Below are 13,689 nucleotides of genomic sequence, written 5' to 3'. Positions count from 1 at the left end.
GACTGCGTGACAGAATTCGGCGACTCTCGTCGCCGTGGGGCCTCCCGGCGTTAGACTGGCACCCGACTGCGGGCGGATCCGGGGCTCTGCCCTGCGAGAGACAGTCCCGGCCCGGGCCGCCGTCGTTCCTGAACTCACAGCGAGGAGACCGCGTCGATGACCACTGCCGAGTCCACCGTGAACATCAACACCGCGCCACTGTCCGAGGTCGACCCCGAGATCGCCCAGGCGATCTCCGACGAGCTGGGACGCCAGCGGGGGACTCTGGAGATGATCGCCTCTGAGAATTTCGTGCCGCGCGCGGTGCTCGAGGCGCAGGGGTCGGTGCTGACCAACAAGTACGCCGAGGGCTACCCGGGCCGTCGCTACTACGGCGGCTGCGAGTTCGTCGACGTCGCAGAGAACCTCGCCATCGAGCGTGCCAAGGAGCTCTTCGGCGCGGAGCATGCCAATGTGCAGCCCCACGCCGGTGCGCAGGCCAACGTCGCAGTGATGACGGCGTTCATGAAGCCCGGGGACAAGCTCATGGGCCTCTCACTGGCCCACGGCGGCCACCTGACCCACGGCATGAAGCTGAACTATTCGGGCAAGTTCCACGAGGTCGCCGCCTATGAGGTCGACTCCGAGACCGGCCTGATCGACATGGAGAAGGTGCGCGAGCAGGCCCTGGCGGAGCGCCCGCACATGATCGTCGCAGGCTGGTCCGCCTACCCCCGTCAGCTCGACTTCGCGAAGTTCCGCGAGATCGCCGACGAGGTCGGTGCGATCCTCTGGGTGGACATGGCGCACTTCGCCGGTCTGGTGGCGGCCGGGCTGCACCCCAACCCGGTGCCGCACGCCGACGTCGTCACCACCACGGTGCACAAGACGCTGGCCGGACCCCGCTCCGGCATGATCCTCTGCAAGGAGGAGCACAAGAAGAAGATCAACTCGGCTGTGTTCCCGGGCCAGCAGGGCGGCCCCCTGATGCACGCCATCGCCGCGAAGGCGATCGCCTTCAAGATCGCCGCCTCCGAGGACTTCAAGGCCCGCCAGCAGCGCACGGTCTCCGGGGCGCAGATCCTGGCCGAGCGTCTGGTCGCCGACGACGTCACCGCCCAGGGCGTCAACGTGCTCACCGGGGGCACCGACGTGCATCTGGTGCTGGTGGACCTGCGTCACTCCGAGATGGACGGCAAGCAGGCCGAGGACCTCCTCCACGAGGTCGGCATCACCGTCAACCGCAACGCGGTGCCCAATGACCCGCGCCCGCCGATGGTGACCTCCGGACTGCGCATCGGCACCCCCGCACTGGCCTCCCGCGGCTTCGGGGACGTCGAGTTCGCCGAGGTCGCCGACATCATCGCCGAGGTCCTCAAGCAGGGCGCCGCCGGTCAGGCCGACCTCGAGCCGCTGAAGGCGCGCGTGGCCCAGCTCACCGCTGACTTCCCGCTCTACGAGGGCCTGGAGGAGTGGTGATGGCTCAGCAGGACACCACCTCCGGCACGGCCCGGCGATTGGACGGCAAGGCGGCGTCGGCGGAGATCCGCGCCGAGCTGACCCAGCGGGTGGCGGCGCTGAAGGAGCGGGGCGTCACCCCGGGCATCGCCACCGTCCTCGTGGGCGCGGACCCGGCCTCACAGCTCTACGTGGGGATGAAGCACAAGCGGTCCCAGGCCATCGGGATGAACTCGATCCAGCGTGAGCTGCCCGAGGACGCCACCCAGGAGCAGGTCGAGGCGCTGATCGACGAGCTCAACGCTGACCCCGCCTGCCACGGGTACATCGTGCAGCTGCCGCTGCCGAAGCATCTCGACACCGATCGTGTGCTCGAGCGCATCGACCCCGCCAAGGACGCTGACGGGCTGCACCCCACCAACCTGGGGCGGCTGGTCCTCAACGTCAACCAGCCGATCCATACCCCGCTGCCGTGCACCCCGCGCGGGGCGATCGAGCTCCTGCTGCGTCAGGGCTATGACTTCGCCGGCAAGCATGTGGTCGTCGTCGGGCGGGGGGTGACCATCGGTCGGTCCATCGGTCTGCTGCTGACCCGGCGGGAGATCAATGCCACGGTCACGCTGACGCACACCGGAACCGTGGACATGCCGCATCACCTGCGCCAGGCGGACGTGATCATCGCAGCGGCCGGGGTCAAGCACCTGGTGAGGCCTGAGGACGTGAAGCCCGGCGCCGCCGTGCTCGACGTCGGCGTCACCCGCGAGGAGGACCCTGCCGGCGGGAAGGCGAAGGTGTACGGAGACGTCCACCCGGACGTGGTCGACGTCGCCGGCTGGCTCTCACCCAACCCGGGCGGAGTGGGCCCCATGACGGTGGCGCTGCTGATGACCAATGTGGTGGAGGCCGCCGAGCGTCAGGCCGGCTGACCCCTCTCGACGTCGAGTGGCCACGAATCCCGGCATCTGCCCGGCGACACGGCGTGTCGCCGGGGAGATGCCGGGATTCGTGGCCACTCGTGGCTCGGCGGTGGTCACCCTTCGCCCAGGCCGGCCCAGTTGAGCCGGGTCAGTCGGGCGGCCTCCTCAGCGTCTCCGTCCCGCAGCGCGGCCAGGATCTGATCATGCTGGTCCGGTGAGGCGGTGCCGGTCATGCTGCCGAAATGCAGGTGCTCGGTGCGTCGCAGCAGGGCCACCACCTGGTCCAGGGTCTCCTGCAGCACCGGGTTCCTCGCCCGGCCCACGACGACGGCGTGGAACGCCTCGTCCGCGGCGACGGCTCCTGGCGCGTCGTGCGTCTCGAGAGCCTGACGCAGCCGGTCGTTGGCCGTATCCATCTGTGTGAGGTCGGCATCGGTGAGCCGCTCGGCCGCGGTTCGGACGGCCAGCTCGTGCAGCGTCGCGGCGACGTCCCGGGCCTGGGCCACCCGCTCCGGGTCCTCCGCGGCGACGGTGGTGCGGCGGCCGGGCTGCGCGCTGACCAGGCCGTCGCGCTCCAGGCGGAGCAGGGCCTCTCGGATCGGAGTGCGTGAGACGCCCAGCCAGTCCTCGAGCTGGGTGTCTCGCAGCTGCTCTCCGGGGCCGAGCTCACCGGTGATGATGGCCTGACGGATCGAGCGATAGACCTCGTCACGCAGCAGGCCGCGGCGATGCACCCCTCGGGCGACGGGGACGGGCATGGACGGTCGTCTCCTCCGGCGAGGACGGCGGGTGGCGTCGTCGTCCTCGACATCATGGACCTCAGGGTCCGGGGGTGGACATCCTCTTGACAGCATCCTAGGGGAGCGTGGAATGGTATGTGCAATATATTGGATAACTCTCAGACCCTGTGCCCGGCGAACGCCTGCGGGGCCGCCTGAAGGAGCCCTCATGGCCATCACTGACTTTCCCCGCCACCCGCTGACCTTCGGCCCGAGTCCGGTGCATCCGATGCCGAGGCTGAGCTCGCATCTGGGCGGGGCGCAGATCTGGGCCAAGCGGGAGGACGTGAACTCCGGGCTCGCCTACGGCGGGAACAAGACGCGCAAGCTGGAGTACATCGTTCCGGACATCCTCGCCTCGGGGGCCGACACGATCGTCTCCATCGGGGGCTACCAGTCGAATCACACGCGGCAGGTCGCGGCCGTCGCCGCGACGCTGGGGCTGAAGGCCAGACTGGTCCAGGAGCGCTGGGTGGACTGGGACGACCCGGTCAATGACCAGGTCGGCAACATCCTGCTCTCGCGCATCATGGGGGCTGACGTGCGCCTGGACGACGCCGGCTTCGACATTGGGATCCGGACCAGCTGGGAGCAGGCCATCGCCGAGGTCAAGGCCGAGGGAGGAACCCCGTATCCCATTCCCGCCGGGGCCTCGGAGCATCCGCTCGGTGGGCTCGGCTTCGCGAACTGGGCCTATGAGGTCGCCGAGCAGGAAGAGCGGCTCGGCGTCTTCTTCGACACGATCGTGGTCTGCACGGTCACCGGATCCACCCATGCCGGGATGATCGCCGGCTTCGCCGCGCTCCAGGAGGCGGGCGGACGCCCGCGCCGGATCATCGGCATCGACGCCTCCGCCACCGTGGAGAAGACCCGCGCCCAGGTCAGCCGCATCGCGCGCGGCACCGCCGAGCTGATCGGTCTGGGCCGGGAGCTGTCCGAGGAGGAGATCACCGTGCTCGCCGGCTGGGCGGGGCAGGAGTACGGCGTCCCGGTGGACTCCACCGTCGAGGCCATCCGCGCCACCGCCCAGTTGGAGGGCGTCATCCTCGACCCCGTCTATGAGGGCAAGTCCATGGCAGGGCTGATGGACCTGGTCCGTGACGCCGAGATCCCCTCCGATTCCACAGTGCTCTACGCCCACCTGGGAGGGCAGCCGGCGCTCAATGCCTACAGCCAGGTGTTCTGAGGTCCGGAACCCACAGCTTCAGCGGGTTCAGCGCAGGAAGAGCCGGCGCATCCGCAGCGTCGCCACTGTCATCCCGACGGCGATCATCACCAGGTAATAGCCGATGTGCACCAGGGTGAGCGTGCTGAAGGAGAACGCGGCGATGTCCCGCATGAGCTCCACCGCATGCCACAGCGGCAGGGCCTGGATCACCCACTGCACTCCCGACGGGTAGACGTCGATGGGGAACAGGGTGGCCGAGAACAGGAACATCGGCATCATGACCATCATCATCCAGTCCATCTGCTGGAACCGGCTCATGAAGGAGGTGACCGCCATCCCCACGGCGGCGAAGCCGAAGGCGATGAACAGCGCCGCCACCAGCATCACCAGCGCCGAGAGCGGGCTGACCAGGTCGGCGGCGACCAGCACGGTGAGGAAGCCCAGGGCATAGATCCCGCCGCGGAAGAGCGCCAGAAGGATCTCCCCGACCGCGACGTCGAGAGGCCCCAGCGAGGTCGCCATCATCGACTGATACAGCTTCGTGATCTTGAGCTTGAAGAACACGTTCCACGTGGAGTCGAACACCGCGCCGTTCATCGCGGAGACGGCCAGCAGCGCCGGGGCGATGAACGCGGCGTAGCTCATCTGGCCGCCGTCGGCGGCTTCGATCCCGGAGATCATCGGACTGATGCCCAGCCCGAAGGAGGTCAGGAACAGCACCGGCTCGAGGAATCCGGAGAGGAAGATGACACCACGGTTGTTGCGGATGGCCGACATTCCGCGGGAGAAGACCGCACGGATGTTCCCCGAGTAGTAGTTCCCGGCCAGTCCGGACCGGACCTTCACCGGAGGCGTCCCGGGCGCCGGGGGACCGGCGGCCAGGTCCTTGGCCTCCAGACGGGCCTCGCGCTTCAGGCGAGACTTCTCCCCGGGGGTGCGGCCGCGCCACTCGGCGAGTCCCAGGCGGCGGATGTAGATCCGGCGCACCCAGAACCAGGCGGCTCCGGCGAGCACCAGCAGGTAGCCCAGGTGCACGGTGGCCATGCCCGCCGACATCGGCTGCCCGAAGGCCAGCACTCGGCCCAGCTCGTTGGCGTGCCAGATGGGGGAGAACCAGCCGATCAGCTGGAGGGCTCCGGGCAGGTTGGTCAGCGGATAGAAGGTGCCGGAGAACAGGAACAGCGGCATGATGATGAACCGCTGGATCAGCGCGGCATGGCCCTTCTCATCCCGCAGCGACGCGATGTAGGCCATGATCGGCAGGCCCAGCGCGAGCGAGCCCAACGCGGCGGTGAACACCTGCAGCCACGCCCAGGGACTGGTCGTCGCGCCGACGGCCACCAGCACCCCGGTGAACACCAGCCCGTGGACGCCGAAGCGCGCGCAGACAGCCAGGATGTGGCCGGAGGCGATCTGCGTCGGAGTCAGCGGGGATGCCTGCGCCCCGTAGTAGATGCGTCGCCACTTGAACTTCTCCATCACCGGGAAGGTGAACTCGATGCCGGCGGACATCGCCATCGTCGAGGCCAGGATCGCCGGGCCGATGTACATCAGGTAGGACTCGGCGCCGTAGGCGGTCAGATCAGCACGGTCGCCCACCAGCACCCCGAGCCCCAGGCCCATGGCCAGGATGTACATGATCGGCTGCGCGATGGAGCTGGTCAGGATCACCACCGCATAGGCGCGCATGCCGCGCAGCGTGTGCTCGGCCTGGTAGAGGATCCCGCGGCTCCGCACCCGGGAGGCCAGCACCGCCTTGTCAGCAGCCGGCGACGGCGGCGGGTCGCCGTCGCCGGTGCGCGGGCCGGTCGTGGAGCGAGGCAGCGTCGTCTCAGTCAACGAGGGTCCTCCCGGTCAGCCGTAGGAAGACATCCTCGAGCGAGGAACGGCGCACCAACGAGGTCACCGGCCGGTGGCCGGCGGCGTGGATGTGTTCCAGCGCCTCTTCAGCGCGCTCCGCATACACCAGCAGCCGGTCCGGCAGGACCTCGAACCGGTCGAAGCCGGAGTCGCCGCCGTCGAGCACGGCGCCCAGCTCCTCGGCCAGCTCGGCATTGCGGTCCATGCCGAAGCGCAGCTCGAGGACCTCTCGGGTGGAGTGCTCGCGGATGAGCCCCGAGGGGCTCCCTTCGGCCATGATGCGGCCGTGATCCACCACGATCAGCCGGTCGCAGAGCTGCTCGGCCTCGTCCATGTGGTGAGTGGTGAGCACCAGCGTGGTGCCGTTCTCCTTGAGCCGGAAGAGCCGGTCCCACAGCACATGGCGGGCCTGCGGGTCCAGGCCGGTGGTGGGCTCGTCCAGCAGCAGCACATCAGGTTCGTTGACCAGGGCGCGGGCGATGGTCAGCCGGCGCTTCATGCCGCCGGAGAGGTCCTCGACCCGGGCCTTGGCCTTATGGGTGAGCTGGGCGAAGTCCAGCAGCTCCTCGGCCTTGGCGAGCAGCCAACGCCGCGGCAGTCCGAAGTAGCGGCCGTACATGATGATGTTCTCCCGGACGGTGAGCTCCTCGTCCAGGTTGTCCTGCTGGGGGATGACGCCCAGTCTGGCGCGGACCTCCGGGCCCTGTCTCTCCGGGTCCAGTCCCGCGACGGTGAGGTCCCCGGCGGTGCGTGAGGCCACTGCTGCGATCATCCGCATCGTCGTCGACTTCCCGGCGCCGTTGGGGCCCAACAGGCCGAAGGACTCGCCGCGGGAGACGGCGAAGTCGATTCCGTCCACGGCGGTGAAGTCCCCATAGCGCTTGGTGAGCCCGGTGGCGGTGATCGCGGACTCGGGCAGTGCGGCCGACTGTGGCACGGAACGGTTCACGACTCCGGCCTCCTCGGGGGTCTGGGCGGCGCCCTGGGCGGTGGAGCCCTCCAGGGACGGGGATTCTGCGGGCACACTGGTGGCACGGACGGATTCGGGCATGACCAGCAGTTTACGCGTGCAACCACTGCCTGACCAGGGTTCTGAGGGCTGATCCGCTCTCAGCCCCGGGGGCGGGAGCCGGAGGAGCCCCGGATCATCCTCAGGGGCGATGTGGTGGATCGCCTCATCCGGAAGAATGATCAGCGTTCCTCTTCCCACCCCACTGCATGGAAAGGACACTGCCCATGTCCACTCCGGTCCTCGAGACGGAGAACCTGGCCAAGGTCTACGGCCGCGGAGCCTCGCGCTTCGACGCGCTCAAAGGTCTGACCTTCGAGATCCACGACGGTGAGTCCGTGGCGATCGTCGGCAAGTCCGGCTCTGGCAAGTCCACCCTGATGCACCTGCTGGCGCTGCTCGACGAGCCGACCTCCGGCGTCGTCGCCCTGGACGGCCAGCCGGTCTCCCAGCTGGAGCCCAAGAAGATCTCCCGGCTGCGCAACGAGACCTTCGGTTTCGTCTTCCAGCAGTTCTTCCTCAACGCGAACCAGACGGTGCTGGAGAACGTCACCCTGCCGCTGAAGATCGCCGGCCTGAGCAAGGCTGATCGTCATGCCCGCGGTCTGGAGGTCCTTGAGCAGCTGGAGATCGCCGACAAGGCGAAGAACCGCGCCACTGATCTCTCCGGCGGGCAGAAGCAGCGTGTGTGCATCGCCCGGGCCCTGGTGAACCGCCCCTCGGTGATCTTCGCCGACGAGCCCACCGGGAACCTGGACTCCACCACCTCGGAAGTCGTCGAGGACATCCTCTTCGGCCTGCACCGTGATCAGGGCATCACCCTGGTGGTGGTCACCCATGATGAAGACTTGGCGGGCCGCTGCGAGCGGCGCCTGATGATGCAGGACGGGCTGATCGTCGCCGAGGAGCACGGAGTCGTCACCGAGGGACAGCTGGACACCACGTTCGACCCGGCTCAGCTGGGCGTCGAGGATGAGAGGGGTCAGGCATGAGAGCAGTCGACGTCACCCGCACCGCGCTGGGCAACACCATGCGGTCCAAGCTGCGGACGTTCCTGACCGTCATCGCGATCGTCATCGGTGCCTTCACCCTCGCCGTGACCACCGGGCTGGCCGCAGGCGTGAACCAGACCATCGACGACATGGTGGCCGGCTACGGCGAGCAGGACCAGATCTATGTGATGCAGGCCAGCGCCATGGGTCAGGGCGAGGAGACCGGACCAGGACCTCAGGAGTATGACCCTGAAGCCGCCGGGCAGCAGAGCGAGTTCGGTCAGGAGATGCTCTCCGAGGAGGACATCGACACCATCGAGGGGATCGAGGGGATCACGAATGTGGATCCGATCTTCTTCGTCTCACCGAGCTACCTGGAGACCCCCGACGGGAATCAGTATGGGCTGAACGACCTGGGCCTCCCCGCGGACGCCCCGGGCATGGACCTGCTGGCCGGGGACGCTCCGGAGCGGGACGCCATGGAGGTCACCGTCCCCGAGACCTGGCTCGCCGTCTTCGACGACTCCACCGACGATTATGAGGACGCCGACCCGGAGACGGCGATCGGGGAGACCGTGGAGATCGGCATCACGGACATGGCCCGTGAGGTGCACACTGTGGAGGCCGAGGTCGTCGGCGTCTCGGTCCAGAACCTGGCCGGCATCGGCGGCTCGCCGATGCCCTCCCACGGGCTGAACGACGAGCTGTACGAGCTTCAGAGCTCCGGCCTGGATGTGGAGCAGTCCGACTCCTTCGTCCAGGCGGCGGCCGACGTCGAGGACATGGAGGCCTACGAGGACTCCATCAAGGAGGCCCTGCAGGAGGAAGGCCTGGTCGGCCTGACCGTCGAGGACTTCATGGGGATCATCCAGACCGTCATCGACGCCATCGCGTGGGTGCTGTACGGCTTCGCGTTCATCGCGCTGATCGCCGCGTCCTTCGGCATCGTGAACACGCTGTTGATGTCCGTGCAGGAGCGGACCCGGGAGATCGGTCTGATGAAGGCGCTGGGCATGTCCGGGGGCAGGATCTTCGGTCTGTTCTCGATGGAGGCCGTGATGATCGGCCTGCTCGGATCGCTGATCGGAGTCGGCGGCGGTGTGCTCGCCGGTGTGGTGGCCAACGCGCTGCTCACCGGCAGCGGAGGTCCGCTGGGCGACGTCGGCGGGCTCATCCTCTATGCGGTGAGTCCGGTGGCGATCCTCAGCATCACCGGGCTGGTCGTGGGCATCGCGTTCCTCGCCGGAACGTTGCCGGCGGCGCGTGCGGCGAAGAAGGACCCCATCGAGGCCCTACGCTACGAGTAGGCATCCAGGTACTGTGAACCACACCATCAGAGAAGGAGAGAGTCGTGACCAGCTCGCCCTATGAGAACCCGCAGGACCCGAACCAGCAGCCGGGACCCGCTCCCTACCAGCAGCCCGGTCCGGACGCCGGCTCGAAGTTCGGTACCAGCCCTTATGACCCGAACGCGGTGGGCGGCCCCATGGCTGAGCCTCCCAAGTTCGCCCTGCTGAAGAAGCTCACGCTGATCTCGCTGGGGGTCTATGTGCTCTCCGGGATCGCCAGCATCTTCCCCGCCATGGACGAGGACATGCTCCGTGAGCAGATGACCGCCCAGGGGCTCGCCGTCGATGAGTCCACGCTCGCCGCAGCGGCGACGATGGGACTCGTCTTCGCCGTCGCCATGCTGATCATCCCCGTGGTGCTCTACATCGTGGCCTACCTGGGCATCACCAAGGTGAAGAACTGGGGCCGGATCCTCGGCGCTGTCTTCGGTGCCCTCGGCACGCTGTTCACCGTGTGGGGCCTCACCGGCATCGGAACGATGCTGGACATGGGGGCGATCGGCGTCCTCTCGCTGATCCTCTCGATCGCGTTCATCGCCGTGAACATCTACTGGTTCATCACCGCCTTCAGCAAGGAGGTCGGCCAGTACTTCGCCCAGGGGCGCGTCGCCTGATCGACAGTATTCGGCAGGACGAGGGGCGGGGTCCACCATCCGGTGGGCCCCGCCCCTCTGATCAGCCCACGTACTGATCGGACCACGCGCTGATGATCTTCCCCGCCCGCGCGGCCTGCCCCTCGGCAGTGAGCAGGTGGTCGGACCCCTCGAGGGCCACGAAGCTGCGCGGGTGTTTCGTGGCCCAGAAGAGCGTGCTGGCGTTCTCGATGCTGACGGTGTTGTCGGTGGGAGAGTGCATCACCAAGAACGGCAGAGACAGAGCACGGATCTTGTCGTCGATGTCGGCCCGGCGCACGTCCTCGACGAAATCGCGCTTCAGGGTGAGTGCCCGGCCGCCGACGAGCCACTCGGCCTCACCGTCAGCCACGGCTCGGTCGGCGAGAGCATCGAAGTGATGCTCGACGTGGCTCGGGTCTGCCGGAGCGCCGATGCTCACCACGGCGCGTAGGCCGGCGGCCCGCTCGGCTGCGGCGATCACCGCGGCCCCGCCCCAGGAATGTCCCACCAGGATGTCTGCCGGGGTGCCGCGCTCAGCCATGAACTGGCACGCCCGGACAGTGTCGTCGACTTTGACGGTGAAGGACCCGTCACCCCAGTCTCCGCCAGAGCCACGGAGACCCAGCGCATCGAAGCGGAGCATGCCGATGCCTTCGTGGGCGAGCTGCTTGCAGATCCGCGAAGCGGCCGGGTTGTCCTTGCCGAGCGTGAACCCGTGGACGAACACTCCCCACCCGCGGACGTCACCCTCGGGATGATCGATGAGACCGGCCAGCTTCGGCCCGGTCGAACTTGGAAACTGGACAGATTCAGTCATGATCACTCCCGACGACAGATACCATCATCAGCGCCAGCCTAGCTGGGGTGCCACCGCGGTGAGGATCGACTCCATCAGGTGAGCGTTGTACTCCACCCCGAGCTGGTTCGGCACGGTGACCAGCAGCGTGTCCGCGGAGGCGATGGCCTCGTCGCGGGCGAGCTCCCGCACCAGCTCCTCGGGCTCGCCGATGTAGCTGCGGCCGAAGATCGCCCGGGTTCTCTCATCGAGCATGCCGACCTGGTCCTGGGCGTCGCGCTGGCCCAGGAAGTAGGCCCGGTCTTGGTCGCTGGTGATCGCGATGATCGATCGGCTCACCGAGACCCGTGGGGTGAAGGCGTGGTCGTGGGCCTGCCATTCCTGGTGGAACGCCTCGATCTGGCGCCGCTGCTGAACGTGGAAGGGCTCACCCGTCTCGTCGTCCTTCAGGGTCGAGCTCATCAGGTTCATCCCCTGCGCGGCGGCCCATCGGGCGGTGGAGTCAGATCCGGCGCCCCACCAGATGCGCTCCCGAAGTCCGGGGGAGTGCGGCTCAGGACGCAGCAGCCCGGGCGGATTCGGGAACATCGGCTGCGGGTTCGGCGGGGCGAAACCCTCGCCGCTGAGGATCTGGAGCATCGACTCGGTGTGGCGGCGTGCCATGTCCGCGTCGGTCTCGCCCTCAGCAGGGGCGAACCCGAAGTGCCGCCATCCGTCGATGACCTGTTCGGGCGAGCCGCGGGAGATGCCCGGCTGGAGCCTGCCGCCGGAGATCAGGTCCGCGGCGCCGGCGTTCTCCGCGAAGGCCACGGGGTTCTCGTAGCGCATGTCGATGACGCCGGTGCCGATCTCGATCCGGCTGGTCCGGGCTCCGACTGCCGCCAGCAGCGGGAAGGGGGAGGCCAGCTGGCGCGCGAAATGGTGCACCCGGAAGGAGGCGGCGTCGGCCCCCAGCTCCTCGGCCGCGACAGCCAGATCGATCGACTGCAGCAAGGCGTCCTGGGCCGACTGCGTCCGCGAATGCGGGGAGGGCGTCCAGTGGCCGAACGAGAGGAATCCGATGCGCTTCACATCTCCGAGAACCGTCGGTCAGAGGCAGGTATTCCGCGGCAGGCCTCCGACGGGCTGCCTCCGCCCGACGGCGACGTGTTGCGCATCACGTCTCGCACTCCTAAAATGAACACGGATCATTAAATCCGAGACGCAGAGAGTGCCGGCCCCGCAGTCGGCCTCGCACGTCCGGGCCCGCAGGCACCACCACAGACCAGGAGGTTCACTCATGGGTGAGCGACTTCAGAACTTCATCGATGGCCGATTCGTCCCTGCTCAGGGTGCGGGGGTCTTTGAGGTGATCAGTCCGGTCACCGGGGAGCAGGTCGCGCTCGCCCCGGTCTCGGAGACCGGTGATGTCGAGGCGGCCTTCGCGGCCGCCTCCGGCGCGTTTGCCACGTGGAAGGCGGTGACTCCTTCGCAGCGACAGAAGCACCTGCTGGCCCTGGCGGATGCGGTGGAGGCCCATGCCGATGAGCTCGTGGAGGCCCAGCATCGCAACACCGGCCAGCCGCGGGCGATCATCGCCGCCGAGGAGGTCGCCGCGGGGGCGGATCAGCTGCGGTTCTTCGCCGGGGCGGCCCGGATGCTGGAGGGTCGGGCGGCCGCGGAGTATATGGAGGGCCACACCTCCTACGTGCGACGGGAGCCGGTGGGCGTCATCGCCCAGATCACTCCGTGGAACTTTCCGTTGATGATGGCGATCTGGAAGATCGGCCCGGCGCTGGCGGCGGGCAACACAGTGGTGCTCAAGCCCTCGGAGACCACTCCGGAGTCCACTCTGGTGCTGGCCCGTCTGGCCGGTGAGATCTTCCCGGCGGGAGTGGTCAATGTGGTCCTCGGTGATGCCTCCACGGGGGCGCTGCTCTCCCAGCATCCCTCGGCGGTGATGGTCTCGCTGACCGGGTCGGTGCGTGCTGGTGAGGCAGTGGCCTCCCAGGCGGGGTTGAAGCGGACTCATCTGGAGCTGGGTGGCAAAGCTCCGGCGGTGGTCTTCGGCGATGTGGATCTGGGGGCCACGGCGAAGGCGCTGGTGGAGTTCGGGACCTTCAATGCGGGTCAGGACTGTACGGCGTTGACCCGGGTGCTGGTCGAGGATGCCGTCCATGATGAGTTGGTGGAGCATCTGGTGGCCGCTGCGCAGGCCACCGTCACCGGTGAGGCTGATGAGGCGAAGAACGACTATGGTCCGCTGAACAATGCTCGGCATTTCGCCTCGGTGAAGGCTCGGGTGGAGTCATTGCCGCAGCATGCGCGGATCGTCACCGGGGGTCGTGCGGTGCAGGGATCGGCGGGGTTCTTCTTCGAGCCCACCATCATCACCGGAGTGAAGCAGTCAGATGCGATCGTTCAGGAGGAGACCTTCGGTCCGGTGATCACGGTGCAGTCCTTCTCCAGTGAGCAGGAGGCTCTTGAGCTCGCCAACGGGGTCGACTACGCCCTGGCCTCGAGCGTATGGACCACAGATGGTGCCAGGGGGCTGCGGTTCACCCGGGATCTGGACTTCGGGTGCGTGTGGGTGAACACGCATCTTCTGCTGGTGGCGGAGATGCCCCACGGTGGGTTCAAGTCCTCCGGGCACGGGAAGGATCTCTCGGGATACGCCGTGGAGGAGTACACCCGCGTCAAGCATGTGATGCACGCCCTCGGAGCCTGATGAGAGCCTGATGAGAGCCTGACGAGAGTGTGGCCCGCCGCCCGGCCGCCGAGCTGACCGT

Annotated in this window: 12 protein-coding genes; 7 read left to right on the top strand and 5 right to left on the bottom strand. The window is 67.9% G+C overall.

Annotated elements, in window-relative coordinates:
• Positions 1 to 156: 156 nt before the first annotated feature.
• Both glyA and HNR09_RS02855 read left to right on the top strand, forming a co-directional pair.
• Complete coding sequence (glyA, locus tag HNR09_RS02860; protein ID WP_179540679.1) at positions 157 to 1,458, top strand: serine hydroxymethyltransferase; 1,302 nt, start codon at positions 157 to 159, stop codon at positions 1,456 to 1,458.
• Positions 1,458 to 2,363, top strand: a complete 906-nt coding sequence (locus HNR09_RS02855) for a bifunctional methylenetetrahydrofolate dehydrogenase/methenyltetrahydrofolate cyclohydrolase (protein WP_179540678.1) — start codon at positions 1,458 to 1,460, stop codon at positions 2,361 to 2,363. Before glyA ends, HNR09_RS02855 begins: the two co-directional genes overlap by 1 nt.
• A gap of 104 nt (positions 2,364 to 2,467) precedes the next feature.
• Here HNR09_RS02855 and HNR09_RS02850 read toward each other — a convergent pair whose 3' ends face one another.
• Positions 2,468 to 3,112: a GntR family transcriptional regulator gene (locus tag HNR09_RS02850; protein WP_179540677.1), complete on the bottom strand. Its 645-nt coding sequence runs from the start codon at positions 3,110 to 3,112 to the stop codon at positions 2,468 to 2,470.
• 190 nt (positions 3,113 to 3,302) lie between these two features.
• On the opposite strand from HNR09_RS02850, the gene HNR09_RS02845 reads away from it, so the two are divergent.
• Positions 3,303 to 4,319 carry a 1-aminocyclopropane-1-carboxylate deaminase gene (locus HNR09_RS02845; protein WP_179540676.1) on the top strand — a complete coding sequence of 339 codons (1,017 nt, stop codon included), beginning with the start codon at positions 3,303 to 3,305 and terminating at the stop codon, positions 4,317 to 4,319.
• Positions 4,320 to 4,346: 27 nt separating this feature from the next.
• Here the strand turns inward: HNR09_RS02845 and HNR09_RS02840 are convergent, their stop codons facing one another.
• Together HNR09_RS02840 and HNR09_RS02835 are read right to left on the bottom strand one after the other, a co-directional pair.
• A complete protein-coding gene (locus HNR09_RS02840; RefSeq protein WP_246348696.1) occupies positions 4,347 to 6,140 on the bottom strand; it encodes an ABC transporter permease in 1,794 nt (597 codons plus the stop codon).
• Complete coding sequence (locus tag HNR09_RS02835) at positions 6,133 to 7,212, bottom strand: ABC transporter ATP-binding protein (protein WP_179540675.1); 1,080 nt, start codon at positions 7,210 to 7,212, stop codon at positions 6,133 to 6,135. The genes HNR09_RS02840 and HNR09_RS02835 overlap by 8 nt, the downstream gene beginning before the upstream one ends.
• Positions 7,213 to 7,397: 185 nt before the next feature.
• On the opposite strand from HNR09_RS02835, the gene HNR09_RS02830 reads away from it, so the two are divergent.
• The 3 genes from HNR09_RS02830 to HNR09_RS02820 are packed head-to-tail and all read left to right on the top strand — an operon-like array spanning position 7,398 to position 10,125.
• Positions 7,398 to 8,162, top strand: coding sequence for an ABC transporter ATP-binding protein (locus tag HNR09_RS02830; protein WP_179540674.1), 765 nt, complete (start codon positions 7,398 to 7,400; stop codon positions 8,160 to 8,162).
• Positions 8,159 to 9,469, top strand: coding sequence for an ABC transporter permease (locus HNR09_RS02825; RefSeq protein ID WP_179540673.1), 1,311 nt, complete (start codon positions 8,159 to 8,161; stop codon positions 9,467 to 9,469). Before HNR09_RS02830 ends, HNR09_RS02825 begins: the two co-directional genes overlap by 4 nt.
• Positions 9,470 to 9,513: 44 nt before the next feature.
• On the top strand, positions 9,514 to 10,125 hold the full coding sequence (locus HNR09_RS02820) for an FUSC family protein (protein ID WP_179540672.1): 612 nt from the start codon (positions 9,514 to 9,516) through the stop codon (positions 10,123 to 10,125).
• A 61-nt stretch (positions 10,126 to 10,186) separates the two neighbouring features.
• Here HNR09_RS02820 and HNR09_RS02815 read toward each other — a convergent pair whose 3' ends face one another.
• Positions 10,187 to 10,942, bottom strand: coding sequence for an alpha/beta hydrolase family protein (locus HNR09_RS02815; protein WP_179540671.1), 756 nt, complete (start codon positions 10,940 to 10,942; stop codon positions 10,187 to 10,189).
• A gap of 27 nt (positions 10,943 to 10,969) precedes the next feature.
• Complete coding sequence (locus HNR09_RS02810; RefSeq protein ID WP_179540670.1) at positions 10,970 to 11,992, bottom strand: LLM class flavin-dependent oxidoreductase; 1,023 nt, start codon at positions 11,990 to 11,992, stop codon at positions 10,970 to 10,972.
• Positions 11,993 to 12,200: 208 nt separating this feature from the next.
• Here HNR09_RS02810 and HNR09_RS02805 point away from each other — a divergent pair, with 208 nt between their 5' ends.
• Positions 12,201 to 13,628 (top strand): aminobutyraldehyde dehydrogenase, encoded by a 1,428-nt coding sequence (locus HNR09_RS02805; RefSeq protein ID WP_179540669.1) that lies wholly within the window; start codon positions 12,201 to 12,203, stop codon positions 13,626 to 13,628.
• Positions 13,629 to 13,689 lie beyond the last annotated feature (61 nt).

It is taken from the genome of Nesterenkonia xinjiangensis (genome assembly GCF_013410745.1).
Taxonomy (GTDB): Bacteria; Actinomycetota; Actinomycetes; order Actinomycetales; family Micrococcaceae; genus Nesterenkonia; species Nesterenkonia xinjiangensis.
This window is presented reverse-complemented; position numbering and strand designations above follow the sequence as displayed.

Bases quoted from the DNA above. Each gene is read 5' to 3' on its own strand.
- HNR09_RS02850 (WP_179540677.1), bottom strand. From the start codon at position 3,112: ATGCCCGTCCCCGTCGCCCGAGGGGTGCATCGCCGCGGCCTGCTGCGT.
- HNR09_RS02805 (WP_179540669.1), top strand. From the start codon at position 12,201: ATGGGTGAGCGACTTCAGAACTTCATCGATGGCCGATTCGTCCCTGCT.
- HNR09_RS02825 (WP_179540673.1), top strand. From the start codon at position 8,159: ATGAGAGCAGTCGACGTCACCCGCACCGCGCTGGGCAACACCATGCGG.
- glyA (WP_179540679.1), top strand. From the start codon at position 157: ATGACCACTGCCGAGTCCACCGTGAACATCAACACCGCGCCACTGTCC.
- HNR09_RS02845 (WP_179540676.1), top strand. From the start codon at position 3,303: ATGGCCATCACTGACTTTCCCCGCCACCCGCTGACCTTCGGCCCGAGT.
- HNR09_RS02855 (WP_179540678.1), top strand. From the start codon at position 1,458: ATGGCTCAGCAGGACACCACCTCCGGCACGGCCCGGCGATTGGACGGC.
- HNR09_RS02830 (WP_179540674.1), top strand. From the start codon at position 7,398: ATGTCCACTCCGGTCCTCGAGACGGAGAACCTGGCCAAGGTCTACGGC.
- HNR09_RS02815 (WP_179540671.1), bottom strand. From the start codon at position 10,942: ATGACTGAATCTGTCCAGTTTCCAAGTTCGACCGGGCCGAAGCTGGCC.
- HNR09_RS02835 (WP_179540675.1), bottom strand. From the start codon at position 7,212: ATGCCCGAATCCGTCCGTGCCACCAGTGTGCCCGCAGAATCCCCGTCC.